Here is a 12,644-nt window from a genome sequence, read left to right as displayed (position 1 = left end):
TATTATGGGGCATTTCTTTAGTCAATTTGGTTTAGTCAGCTACGCTATGTTGGCAGTGAGTTTTTTGATTGTTGCGATTTGTATCGAGCGAATAATTACTTTTATCAGTTTACCGAAGCTTAATTTAGGTAAGGTAGAATGTTTGATTAATGCGGTTAATCGTGATGATAAGAAGACGCTTAACCTAAGATTAAACGCATTGGCTAAGCCCATATTAAGATATATTTCACCTTTGATCACTGAGCCTAAAGAGCTTGCTGAAAGTGAAGTGTGCTTGTTAATGCGCAAACAACGTCAACGCATGCAGCGTCCATTAATCTGGCTTAATTTGTTTGCTGTTGTTTCACCAATGCTCGGGCTTTTGGGTACGATTTGGAGCATGAGTCATTCATTTGCTGCATTAGCCGAGTCCTTAAGTGGCAATGGTTTGCAGAATATGATTATGTACTTATCTGAGGCAATGTATGCAACGGCATTTGGTATTGTGTTGGCTTTAGTGAGTTTATTGGCATTTTATTGTTTTCGACAATTTAGTGAGCGTTATTTAGCAAATGCAGAAGAAGCATTAAATCAGTTGATTTTAAGCCTAGATCGACAAAAAGCGCGTAAAAAAGATCAGAAAGAACAAAAAGAGCAAAAAGAGCAAAAAGAAATTGCTGAAATGAGCGACTTAACTGAAATAAATAAAGTAAATAAGGTAAATAAAGCAAATAAGATAAATAACAAAACCAATATGGTTAATTTATATGAACAGGCTCTCTTATGATCAGTAGTTTAAACCATCATGAGCATAATAGTTTGGAGGTGGATGAGCCTAATTTAATTCCATTGTTAGACTTTATGTTGGTGCTTTTGGTAATGTTTGTACTGTTAGCTGGCCCCATTCAGCATTTGCTTAAACTCCCTTTGCCTGATGTAAAGGGGGCAAGTGTTACGCAAACCAAATCTGCTCAGACAATACTTTATTTAAAGGCGCACGATTATATGATCAATGGTGAGCATTTTACGAGTATTGATACACTTAAAAGTTATTTATTATCACAAAAAGATACGATATCAATGTCGCAAATCACCTTGGCAGCGGATAAAAATATTCCGTTACAAACAATGTTACAGGTATTTGCTGTATTAAAAGAAACAGGTTTAACGGCAGCAGATATACAAGTTAATCATTAGTGATGATGACTCGGGAGAGAGTGTTAAAAATGAGAACAAAATTATTAAGTGTGCTTGTATTAACAGGCATTGCTCAGCTTATGTATGCAAGTGAAGAATCAGCAAATACGCAAGCGGTAGATTTAGGTGAAATTCAGGTGGTTGCTGTTAAGAAAGCTTTGCCAAGCATGCCTGAGAAACAAAGTAGAATAAGCCAAATCAATGTGGCACCTGAAACGGGTAGTGCTTTACCTAATATTTCAGTGCAGCAAGGTGGTGGTACTAATCTAACTCAATCAACGGCTATGCAGCTTAATGAAATGGCAGGTGTGCAAATGGTTGGTGGTAATCGACCAACCACACAAAGTATTAGCATGGGTGGCTTTTCTGATGATCGCGTTTTTGTTGGGATTGATGGTATTAATAATAATTTGGCATCCTTTGGGCATAATCAGTCACGTCAGTTATTAAGCTCAGCGCTTTATAAAGAAGTCACAGCGAGTCAATCCGGTAGTAATATTGCTTATGGTAATGGCAACTTAGGTGGGGCAGTTAACTTTGAAACGTTAGATCCAAGTGATTTACTGGGTAAAGATAAAGAGGTTGGTGGTAAGATTGGATTAGGCGGTGCGACAGGAGATTATAGCGGTGATGCCAATGCTGCAGTTGCTTTTAAAACCGGTGATGTCAGTTATTTGGTTGATGTGGTTGGTGGACGTAGTAATAATGTGCGTTTGGGTAATGGTCAAACCTTAGCAGATTCTGCTAGTAATAATTTACAATATTTACTTAAAACGGTTTGGGATATCTCAAAAGCACAAACCTTGAAGGCATCCTTCTTATCAATGCAGAATGTTGGTCTTTATCCAGCAACGGTAAATAAAGAAACTTACTCAAAGAACCCAAGTTCAAATTTTAATTTCTTCCAAACGCAAAGCATGTTGGACTATCATTGGAATCCAGATAATCCGTATATTGATCTTAAAGCCAAATTATATTACAACGAAAATCATTTGGGCTCATCACCAACCAATAATGGTGGAGGCTTTGCCTTACCACAAGATGTGCATGTCAACACGACGGGTATGCAGTTATCGAATGTCACCACCGTTTATAGGCAACGCTTGTATTATGGGGCAGAGTATAGCTATATCAATGGTTATGATGGGTATAGCAGTAAAACAAGCGCTAATTTTCCGACAGCAAATCAGCAACTTTATAGTGCATTCTTACAAGATAGTTGGGATATTTTGCCTAAGCTAAACATAACTGTTGGTGGGCGATTTAATGGCTACCAAAGCACAAGTGGCAATATGAATAATGATGGCTCATTCTTTACCAAACAAGCGAGTATTAGCTATAAGGTGATTGATCCATTAAAGGTTTACCTAGGTTATACCGAAGGGTATCGTATTCCATCATTACAAGATCTATATTTAGGTGGGGATCATCCTAATTCAGGTTATGTATTTTTAAAATTTGTTCCTAATCCAAATTTAAATCCAGAAATTGGGCATAATAAAACGCTTGGATTTATCTATGCACAGTCATTAGCACATGATCAAAAGATTAATTTTTCTGGTAATATTTTTTTAAATGATATTGATAACTATATTTTAAATAGTAATATTGGCTTTAATGCAGGAGCAGCAATTAATCAAAACATCAATATTTCCAAAGCGCAACTATATGGTTATAACGTCTCTGCACAATACCAAAATCATTGGTTTGAAGTAATGACGAATTTTACCTATACGCGTGGGAAAACAAAATCGGCATATCGTAATGAAAATGGCAATACCATTCCTGCGGGTAGTGCCTTACCTATCCCTAGAGCCAAAGGGATGGTGGCATTCGCTGTGCCGATTAGGGTTATTGACAGTGCGGTTCAAACACGATTTGATTATGCTTTAGCACAAAACCATGTGCCAAATAATACACCTAAAGTCCCAGGATATGCGCTTTTAAGCTTGGCATATCAATGGCAGCCAAACTTTGTCAAAGGTTTCACAATGAGTGCAGGAGTTGATAATCTATTTGATCAGTATTATCAGGATTATGATGGCAGCACCTTGGTGCCTGCTATGGGTCGAAGCATTTATTTACAGCTTAACTATCGTTTTTAGGTGAGATTGAATGTTGCTCAGAGTATTTAAAATTGCTATTGCCATTACGGGGTCTATTGCGATTAATTTCTCAATTTGGGCAGCATTAAACAGTACACCAAAAACAACATGGCATTTGGGGAAAACTGATTTAAAGGCGCAGAGTATTGCGTCTTTAATGCAGGCTTTGCAGCTCACAGAAACCACAGCAGCTGCAAGCACCACACCGGTTGCTAAAGACTTAAAAACAGCCAATGTTGCTGTAGAGGAAAAAGAGGAAAAAGAGGAAAAAGAGGAAAAAGAGAAAAAGCCACAAAAGATCGTTAAACCAAAAGAACATAAAGTTGAAGTTCACAAGAGCACAGAGAAAACTCAAGTAAAAGAAGTAAAAGAAGCAAAAGAAGCAAAAGAAGCAAAAGAAATACCAAGGCAGAATGTTAAAAAGCAGCAAGCCATTGCCAAAATTACACAAGCGCCAAAGTTGGCATTTACCCCGCCTCAATTAACATATCCTAGCTCAGCGATTAAAAATAATGAAGAGGGCAAGGTTAAAGTTAAGGCGGTTATTAATGCACAAGGGCAGGTTGCCGATGTCAAAATTATTCAATCCAGTGGTTTTGGCGTGTTAGATCAAGCGGTAATTGCATGGTTTAAGAAGTTACATTTCAAACCTGCACAAAGTGGCAAAACGCCAGTAACTGCAAGTGTGGTGCAAGTGATTTCATTTAACTTACAGGAGCAAAAAAGTGCGTAAAATTATAATGTTTATCATGTCAGTTGTGCTGCTAGTAGGGAGCATGCATTTAGCTTTAGCACAAACTGTGGTTACACTTGGACCAAGTGCTAGTTCCATTGTTAGTGCGCTAGGTGTTGATGTGACGGCAAGTGATACTGAGAGCGTTAAACTGCTAGAGGAAGCGGAAAATAAGCAAAATAAACAAAATAAGCAAAATAAACAAAATAAGCAAGTAAAGGATGTAGGCTATATGCGCGCATTGACGATTGAAAGCTTACTAAGTGTAAAGCCAAATATTGTGATTGCGGATGCGTCTATTTCCCCTTTGTCGGTGTTAACACGTCTGCAGGCATTTGATGTGCAAACAACACTATTGACTGAGGTCAAAAGCCTAAGTGATGTTGAAAAAAATATTAAAGAGATTGCCAATAAACTCGGTAAGCAAAAAGAGGGACAGCAGTTAATCACAACACTTCAAGCGCAAACTAAGCAAACTAACAAGATTGTCAATGCGTATGCTAAAGAGGGTAAGGGCAAGCCAAAACAAGTGCTAATGCTTTTGCAGATTTCTGCCAATGGTGCTTATATGCTCGGCAAGGATACTCAATCAGATCGTTGGCTACAGCTTATTAAAGCGCATAATATTTTATCCTTTAGTGGTATGCGCCCATTGTCAAAAGAAGGGCTGATGAGTTTAAAGCCACAGGTGATTGTTATTGCGCAGGCTTCAGCAAACATGCTCAAGCCTTACCCTCAGGTTTTAGACTATCTGCATGAAAAATATCACACTAAAATTGTGACAATTGACGCATCACGCATTGATAATTTTGGTGCTGAGTTTGGACAGACTGAATTGTTGCTAGCGCAGAAGGTTTATTTATAGAAAATGAAATATAGACTGATCGTACCCTGAGCGAAGTCGAAGGGTGATTTAAAAAAGGCTTCGACTTACGCTCAGCCAACGCTTACATAGTGGAGGGAATTAGAGTGTGTAGTTTCATAGCAAAAAAAAGAGAATGAGAATGCAAACACATAATATAGCCGCTAAATCCCTATTTACCTTGCAACGCCAGAAATACTGTTTTTGGTTTTGCGTATTTATGGTTTTGCTCATTGCGGCTTGTTTATTATCGCTGTTGTTTGGCGCATTAAATTTGCAATTTTCACAATTATTTGTCGATGGCAGTTTTATGCAAAAGGTAGCATTAGAGCTTAGATTGCCGCGCTTAATTGCAACCGTGGTTGTTGGTAGTGCACTTGCTGTTGCTGGTGTTGTCATGCAAGGGCTCTTTCGTAATCCTTTGGCGGATCCTGCCCTTTTAGGGATGACCAGTGGCGCGTCATTATTTGCTATTTTATTTTTGCTACTTAGTGCAAGTTTGGTACAAACAAGCTTTTTAATTACCTGGGGATTGGGTTTAAGCGCATTTGTTGGCAGTTTGGTAATTACCTTTTTAACGTATTTACTATCGATCACTAAGGGTCGCAGTAATTTAGGTATTTTAGTGTTGGCAGGGGTTGCGATTAATGCATTGTGTGGTGCGTTGATTGGTGTGATGACGTATCTATCAAACGACAGTATTTTAAGAAGTATTACTTTTTGGAGTATGGGCAGTTTTGCTAATATTACATGGGGTCAGGTGTTGTTTCTATTGCCATGTATTTTCGTAGCATTTATGTTATTAATAAATACCGCAAAGTATCTTAATGCGATGATTGCTGGAGAGCAGTATGCGCGCATGCTTGGTGTTAATATTCATCGGCAAAAGCTCAAAAGCATTATTGCCATTGCTTTGCTTGTTGGCGCCAGTACTGCCGTTGCAGGTCCGGTGGCGTTTATTGGTTTGGTTGTGCCACACATTATTCGTTTTCTTATAGGCAATGAACATCGTCATTTACTGCTTTTTTCATGTATCTTTGGCGGGTTGTTACTGACTGTTGCTGATGTTGTTGCCAGAGTGGTATTAGCACCTGCTGAATTACCCACCGGTTTAATGACGGCGTTAATTGGTGCGCCTTATTTCGTTTACTTGTTGTTTAGTCAAAAATTACAGCGAGGTGTCTAAGATGTTAACGCTTGAGAATATTAGTTTAAAGTTATCACAAAAGACCCTGCTTGATAATGTTTCAATGACAGTTAGAAAAGGGCAAATAACTGGTATTTTAGGGGCAAATGGCGCAGGTAAATCGACGTTGATGAAAGTGATTTCAGGCGAGCATTTACATTATAGTGGATGGGTGAAATTAGATGAGATGGATATAAAAGCGATCCGTCCCGTGACAAAAAGCATGCAAATGGCTTATGTCACCCAACACGAAGAAATTTATACAGACATTAATGTCATTGATTATGTGCTCTTAGGCGCACTGTCTTATTGCAAAGGCAACTTTTCACAAAAAGAGTATCAAAAAGCCTTATGTGTTTTGTCCTTATTAAAAGCTGAGCATTTTAGTCAAAAGAAATATCAGCAATTATCCGGTGGTGAGCGCCAGCGTGTACAATTAGCGCTCGCATTACTGCAATTGAACCAACATGATGACATTTATCAAGGGTATTTGCTATTAGATGAATATAGCGCACATATGGATGTTTATTATCAGCGTCAAACCTTGCAAATTTTAAGTGAGCTTGTCCAGCAACATGATTTGGCCGTGCTTGTGATTGGTCATGACTTAAATATCGCGCTTAGTTACTATCATCAAAGCCTTCTTTTGAGAAATGGTCAGATGTTAGACTTCGATCAAACGGAAAAGGTATTAACGCCAGAGCATATTTATACGGCATTTCAAGTTGAAGCGGATATTATTCATCGACCTCAAAATAATAAGAAAGTCATTGTGCTTGCTTAATTTACTTGGCTACTTGCGAGCAATCGGCAGATAGATAGTAGTGATCGATATAGGTATTAAGGTCACAACAATCGCCTTGTTCAAGCTGTGATTGCGCGGCAAGTGAAGCTTGTGCTTCATGCATAAATGCTTTGTGCTCTTTGTCATCTAATCTGAGTTCTTGCAAATGCTCTGTATTTGATACGGATAGATTAAGTACCTCACTCAAATAGCCATTTTTAACGGCATCCATCAATTGACCGGAAAGCGTTTTTGTTGGATCGATTAATTTTTTGAGTTGTTTATTGACGGCTTGTTCATATTGCTCACCCATATTTTTTGCTGTGTGGGCAATGTACTCAAGAAGCTCCATGCCTAAAGTTTGCAATAATTGTGGTTTGTCCTGGCTGTTAATCAATTGCAACTGAGGATTACGTCCTTGTGTTACAACTTTTGAGAAGTTTAGTTTGTTGCGTGCGATATTATTTTTTGAATACTGCTTAGTTGGCAGCATCAAGCAGGTCATTAATAAGGCTTCAATAAAATGTGCTGTCTCTTTATCTATCCCAAGTGGTGAAAACGGATTAACATCCAATACACGAACCTCAAGATAAGCCACACCGCGATTAAGCAAAGCGCAAGCAGGGCGCTCGCCACGCTTAGCAATCTGTTTTGGGCGAATACTGCTGTAGTATTCATTCTCTATTTGTAGAATGCTGCCATTAAGCTGTTGACGCAACCCATTGTCATCAAATAAACCAATTTCCTCAAATACAGAATAAGGGGTTTTAGTGGCATTGACTAAGTCATAAACATAGCTTTGCAAGTTGTCATAGGAGATAAATAGATTCTCTTGTGCGGCACTTTGATAGCCTAAATTACTCATTCTCAAACTAGTGGCATACTCTCCAATATAAAACTCATCATCAAATGATGTTAGATAGTCAGGTTTTTGCTTCACAGAAGTTTTAGCGCAAATGGGGGAAGCACCAAATAAGTAGGGTATCAGCCACATAAATTCAAAGTAATGATTGATCGCTGAGAAATATAGCGCATCACTGGTCATTTTACGTGTTTGAGTAAACTCATTTATAAGATTAACATCATATGAAAAATTATAATGCACACCAGAAATCGCTTGCATGATTTTGCCATAACGTTTGGCCAAACCACGGCGATAGACTTCTTTCATCTTGCCTGAATTAGAGCTGCCAAAATCAGCGATTTTAATCTCTTGCTCTGTGGTTGTTAATGGCATGCTGGTTGCTAAAATAAGCTCATTCTCAGGTAAGTTTTGTGTGGAAAAAGCCAAGATATGCTCTAAACGTGTGAACGTCTTATCAATAGAGTCATATGGCTCGGTAATAAGCTCAAGCAAACCTTCTGAAAAATCAACCGTGATATTGCTATTGGTAAGCTTTGAACCAAGAGCCTTAGGGTGATCTGAGGTGGCTGTTTTGCCTGAGCGTAATATACGTAAGGTTTCGCGCTCAATGCCGCGCTTATGCTGATATTGATTTAAGTTTGAAAATAAATTCATCGTGTCACTAGCTAAGTGGAAACTTCCTGCAGTTTACGGCAAAAGAGTGTCACTTGCTAGGTTATCTCAAGTAGATAGAATGATATTTTTTTGTTTGAGCTTAACCACGCTTCATAATATTAAAAAACTCTTCATTGGTTTGCGTTTTTTTCAAGCGTTCTGTTAAAAACTCCATTGCCTGCGTATCTTCCATTTCATGCAGAATCTTACGCAGAATCCATAGTTTTTGCAGCTCTTCTTGTGTGGTTAATAGCTCCTCACGACGTGTACCAGAACGTCCAAAACTAATCGCAGGATAAACACGTTTTTCAGCAATTTTACGATCCAAATGAAGTTCCATGTTACCGGTTCCTTTAAATTCTTCAAAGATAACCTCATCCATTTTAGAGCCTGTTTCAACAAGCGCTGTGGCAATAATTGTTAAGCTACCACCTTCAGCTGTGTTACGCGCTGCACCGAAGAAGCGCTTTGGTTTTTGTAAAGCATTGGCTTCAACACCGCCTGATAATACACGACCTGAAGCAGGGGATACGGTGTTGTAAGCACGCGCCAGACGCGTAATAGAATCTAATAAAATAACCACATCTTGCTTATGCTCAACCAGACGTTTTGCTTTTTCAATAACGATTTCAGCTAATTGCACGTGACGCGCTGCCGGTTCATCAAAGGTACTAGCAACCACCTCACCACGCACAGAGCGTTGCATTTCAGTTACCTCTTCAGGACGCTCATCAATCAATAGCACAATCAAGTAACACTCAGGATATTTCTTAGCAATCGATGAGGCGATATTTTGCATCATGATTGTTTTACCCGTTTTAGGAGGTGCGACGATCAAACCACGTTGTCCTTTACCAAAAGGTGCCGCTAAATCAATAATTCGTGCAGTAATATCTTCACTTGAGCCATTACCTAATTCCATTGACAAACGTTCTTTGGCGTATTCAGGGGTTAAGTTTTCAAACAACACCTTAGTGCGTGCAAGCTCAGGTGAGTCAAAGTTCACACTATCAATATGCTTTACTGCAAAATAACGCTCGTTGTCTTTAGGTGGGCGAATTTTACCGATAATGCTGTCGCCCGTGCGTAAATTTAATTTACGGATAAAGGTTGGTGAGACGTAGATATCATCAGGGGAAGCAAAGTATGACGTATCAGAGGAGCGCAAGAAGCCATAGCCATCTTGCAACACCTCAAGCACACCTTCACCATAGATGTCTTCACCTTTGTCAGCATGCTCTTTTAAAATACCAAAAATGATCTCTTGCTTACGCGCGCGCCCTGTGGCTTCAAGACCAAGTGAGCGCGAAAGCTCCATTAATTCAGGGATGGATCGGTTTTTTAAGTCGGTTAAATTCATTGAAAATTCTCACGAATGTTGAAGAAGGGGAACCCCTTCGGGTTGAACGAAAAGTTTATTTTTTATTTTATAGTTGAAATTAAATATGTTTATCAAGGATTTGAATCAATTGTGATTTCTGTACTGCACCCACTTTGGTTTCGACGTTTTCACCATCTTTGAAAACCATTAGCGTAGGGATACCACGCACACCAAACTTAGCAGGGGTATCTTGATTGTCATCAACGTTGATCTTAACGATTTTAAGTTTCTCACCATAATGCTCAGCAACCTGATCTAAGATCGGTGCAATCATTTTACAAGGTCCACACCATGGCGCCCAGAAATCAACTAAAACAGGTTGCTCGCTGTTAACAACAGCTGATTCAAATTCGCTATCAGTAATATTTACGCATTGTGACATAATTAAATTCCTTTAATGTTTAAGTTTGTCAAAAAAGATTGTTTTGGATTCTAGCAGAAAAGGTGCTTCAGGTGAATGCACTTTCATGCCAATTTATAAAGCTTGAAGATAAGTAGATTATTCTTGCTCTGTTGGTGCCAAGTTAACCACATAATCACACTCGTCATTAGGGCAAACTTTTTGCTCGCCATCTTTTTTAGTGGTTTTATGCAAAAGGATTGGTGAGTGACATTTTGGGCATTCCTCGGCAATTGGTGGATACCAGAATGAGTTTTTGCACTTAGGGAAACCAGCACAAGCGTAGAATACTTTGCCTTTGCGGGATTTTTTCTCAACAAAGTTGTTTTTCTTACATTTTGGACATTCAATACCAGTATCTTTTGGTTTTTCTAATGGCTCCATATGTTTGCATTTTGGATAATTAGAACAACCAATAAATTTACCATAGCGACCTTGTTTGATTAAAAGATCTGACTCACATGCCGGGCACTTACGATCTGCGACCACCTCAGGCTCTACTTTTTCTTGAGGCTCTTCACCATCTTTGGCAATGGCGCGCGTATAAGTGCAAGCCGGATAATTCGTACAACCGATAAAGCGACCACTGCGTCCTAAACGAATAGAAAGCTTGTGTTCACATTCAGGGCAGTCTTCATCCATTTCTTCATGTGTCACATCACTTTTTTTGACTGTTGCATCAATCTCGGTAATTTGCTTGATAAATGGCTGCCAGAATTTCTCTAACACCGGCACCCACTCGATCTTACCATCGGCAATATTATCTAGCTCATCTTCAAGCTTCGCCGTGAATGTATACTCGACATAGCGATAGAAATAATCGGTTAAAAAACTATTAACAATACGACCAACATCGGTTGGTTTAAAACGCTTTTTCTCTAATAGCGCATAATCACGCTGTTGCAGGGTTGAGATGATTGTCGCATAAGTTGATGGACGCCCAATACCGTATTCTTCAAGCGCTTTTACAAGAGATGCTTCCGTGTAGCGTGGTGGAGGCTCAGTAAAGTGCTGTTTACCGATAATATCAACCACCGGCACTTTTTCACCTTCTTTGAACTCAGGCAGGATTAAGCCCTCACTGTCATCACTGGCAGCATCTTCATCCTTGGCTTCTTGATACACTGCTAAGAAACCAGGTTTAGCAACGACTGATCCCGTTGCTTTAAAAGTATGTGCTTTATTTTCAGTAATAAAGTCAATCGCAACAGTATCCATTAATGCATGAATCATCTGGCAGGCTACGGTACGCTTCCAAATCAGATCATATAGTTTAAATTGATCATTGGATAGAAATGCTCTGACATCTTCAGGTTTACGATAAGCTGAAGTAGGGCGGATTGCCTCATGTGCTTCTTGGGCATTTTGATTTTTGGTTTTATAAATTCGCGCACTTGTTGGCAGGTGATCCTGACCATATTCCTTGACAATAAAGTCACGTAATTCATTTAAAGCATCTTGTGAAAGGTTCGTTGAGTCAGTACGCATATAAGTAATCAAACCAACAGCGCCTTCGCTACCAATCTCAATACCTTCATATAGTTGCTGTGCTAACATCATCGTTTTCTTGGTGGTAAATCCAAGTTTACGCACGGCATCTTGCTGAAGTGTTGAGGTGATAAAAGGTGGCAGTGGATTGCGACGCTTTTGTTTCTTTTCAATGCTATGAACGATTAACTCGCCATTGGCATCTTTTTTGATGATATCAAGTGCATTTGTCGCATCGTTTTCATTGGTGAAGCTAAATTGCTCACACTTTTGATTATTAAAAATAGAGAGTTTTGCCATGAATTTTTTGCGCTTTTTAAGCTCAGCAGTGATGCTCCAATACTCTTTAGATTCAAATGCTTCAATCTCAAGCTCGCGCTCAACAATCATTCTAAGCGCTGGACTTTGCACGCGTCCGGCTGAAAGTCCTCGGCGAACTTTTTTCCAAAGTAAAGGGGATAGTTTAAAACCGACCAGAAAATCCAAAGCGCGTCGCGCCTGTTGGGCATTAACAAGATCCATCGCCAACTCACGTGGATTAGCAACAGCGGCATTCACCGCTGATTTGGTAATCTCATTAAATGCAATACGATGCACGGGTTTGTCTTTGATGAGTTTAGCACTATTTAGAAGCTCATAAATATGCCATGAAATCGCTTCACCTTCACGATCCGGATCCGTTGCCAGATAAATTTCATCAGCTGATTTGGCAGCCTTTTTAATCGCATCGATATGACGCTTATTGCGTTCAATCAGTTGATATTTCATTTTGAAATGATCTTCAACGTCGACTGAAGACTCTTTGGGCTCAAGATCGCGCACATGTCCATAAGAGGCAAGAATTTCAAAATCATTGCCTAAGTATTTTTTAATTGTCTTTGACTTTGCAGGTGACTCAACAATTACAAGGTTTTTTGCCATAGTTTTTTCTTAATTTCTTAAATAATATTTTTAATTTGTTTTTATTTACTTTATTTATTTTTATTTTGTGTTGTTTCAGGGGCTGATGA

General features: G+C 39.0%; 11 protein-coding genes. 7 read left to right on the top strand and 4 right to left on the bottom strand.

The genetic code is table 11. From position 1 onward, the window contains the following. Window positions 1-4 precede the first annotated feature (4 nt). The 7 genes from NYP54_RS02070 (at window position 5) to NYP54_RS02040 (ending at window position 6,846) form a co-directional block, all read left to right on the top strand. Entirely contained in the window at window positions 5-766 is a 762-nt protein-coding gene (locus NYP54_RS02070) for a MotA/TolQ/ExbB proton channel family protein (protein WP_283156950.1), read from the top strand. After that, complete coding sequence (locus NYP54_RS02065; RefSeq protein WP_283156949.1) at window positions 763-1,176, top strand: biopolymer transporter ExbD; 414 nt, start codon at window positions 763-765, stop codon at window positions 1,174-1,176. The genes NYP54_RS02070 and NYP54_RS02065 overlap by 4 nt, the downstream gene beginning before the upstream one ends. A gap of 29 nt (window positions 1,177-1,205) precedes the next feature. Then, entirely contained in the window at window positions 1,206-3,281 is a 2,076-nt protein-coding gene (locus tag NYP54_RS02060) for a TonB-dependent receptor (protein WP_283156948.1), read from the top strand. A gap of 10 nt (window positions 3,282-3,291) precedes the next feature. Continuing rightward, window positions 3,292-4,014, top strand: a complete 723-nt coding sequence (locus NYP54_RS02055) for an energy transducer TonB (RefSeq protein ID WP_283156947.1) — start codon at window positions 3,292-3,294, stop codon at window positions 4,012-4,014. Then, window positions 4,007-4,879, top strand: a complete 873-nt coding sequence (locus NYP54_RS02050; protein ID WP_283156946.1) for an ABC transporter substrate-binding protein — start codon at window positions 4,007-4,009, stop codon at window positions 4,877-4,879. Before NYP54_RS02055 ends, NYP54_RS02050 begins: the two co-directional genes overlap by 8 nt. Window positions 4,880-5,018: 139 nt before the next feature. Then, on the top strand, window positions 5,019-6,062 hold the full coding sequence (locus NYP54_RS02045; RefSeq protein ID WP_283156945.1) for an iron ABC transporter permease: 1,044 nt from the start codon (window positions 5,019-5,021) through the stop codon (window positions 6,060-6,062). 1 nt (window position 6,063) lies between these two features. Continuing rightward, on the top strand, window positions 6,064-6,846 hold the full coding sequence (locus NYP54_RS02040) for an ABC transporter ATP-binding protein (protein WP_283156944.1): 783 nt from the start codon (window positions 6,064-6,066) through the stop codon (window positions 6,844-6,846). A gap of 1 nt (window position 6,847) precedes the next feature. Here NYP54_RS02040 and gshA read toward each other — a convergent pair whose 3' ends face one another. The 4 genes from gshA to topA all read right to left on the bottom strand — a co-directional run bounded on the left by gshA (window position 6,848) and on the right by topA (window position 12,555). Further along, complete coding sequence (gshA, locus tag NYP54_RS02035) at window positions 6,848-8,365, bottom strand: glutamate--cysteine ligase (protein ID WP_283156943.1); 1,518 nt, start codon at window positions 8,363-8,365, stop codon at window positions 6,848-6,850. 100 nt (window positions 8,366-8,465) lie between these two features. Continuing rightward, the gene (gene rho, locus NYP54_RS02030) at window positions 8,466-9,725 is read right to left on the bottom strand and encodes a transcription termination factor Rho (protein WP_117002840.1); all 1,260 of its coding nucleotides are present in this window, start codon (window positions 9,723-9,725) and stop codon (window positions 8,466-8,468) included. A gap of 79 nt (window positions 9,726-9,804) precedes the next feature. After that, window positions 9,805-10,128, bottom strand: coding sequence for a thioredoxin (gene trxA, locus NYP54_RS02025; protein WP_117002839.1), 324 nt, complete (start codon window positions 10,126-10,128; stop codon window positions 9,805-9,807). Between the two features lie 117 nt (window positions 10,129-10,245). Further along, on the bottom strand, window positions 10,246-12,555 hold the full coding sequence (topA, locus tag NYP54_RS02020) for a type I DNA topoisomerase (protein WP_283156942.1): 2,310 nt from the start codon (window positions 12,553-12,555) through the stop codon (window positions 10,246-10,248). Window positions 12,556-12,644 lie beyond the last annotated feature (89 nt).

Source organism: Cysteiniphilum sp. QT6929 (assembly GCF_030035755.1).
GTDB classification, from domain to species: Bacteria; Pseudomonadota; Gammaproteobacteria; order Francisellales; family Francisellaceae; genus Caedibacter; species Caedibacter litoralis.
This window is presented reverse-complemented; position numbering and strand designations above follow the sequence as displayed.

Bases quoted from the DNA above. Each gene is read 5' to 3' on its own strand.
- NYP54_RS02070 (WP_283156950.1), top strand. From the start codon at position 5: ATGGGGCATTTCTTTAGTCAATTTGGTTTAGTCAGCTACGCTATGTTG.
- trxA (WP_117002839.1), bottom strand. From the start codon at position 10,128: ATGTCACAATGCGTAAATATTACTGATAGCGAATTTGAATCAGCTGTT.
- NYP54_RS02065 (WP_283156949.1), top strand. From the start codon at position 763: ATGATCAGTAGTTTAAACCATCATGAGCATAATAGTTTGGAGGTGGAT.
- gshA (WP_283156943.1), bottom strand. From the start codon at position 8,365: ATGAATTTATTTTCAAACTTAAATCAATATCAGCATAAGCGCGGCATT.
- rho (WP_117002840.1), bottom strand. From the start codon at position 9,725: ATGAATTTAACCGACTTAAAAAACCGATCCATCCCTGAATTAATGGAG.
- NYP54_RS02040 (WP_283156944.1), top strand. From the start codon at position 6,064: ATGTTAACGCTTGAGAATATTAGTTTAAAGTTATCACAAAAGACCCTG.
- topA (WP_283156942.1), bottom strand. From the start codon at position 12,555: ATGGCAAAAAACCTTGTAATTGTTGAGTCACCTGCAAAGTCAAAGACA.
- NYP54_RS02045 (WP_283156945.1), top strand. From the start codon at position 5,019: ATGCAAACACATAATATAGCCGCTAAATCCCTATTTACCTTGCAACGC.
- NYP54_RS02060 (WP_283156948.1), top strand. From the start codon at position 1,206: ATGAGAACAAAATTATTAAGTGTGCTTGTATTAACAGGCATTGCTCAG.
- NYP54_RS02055 (WP_283156947.1), top strand. From the start codon at position 3,292: ATGTTGCTCAGAGTATTTAAAATTGCTATTGCCATTACGGGGTCTATT.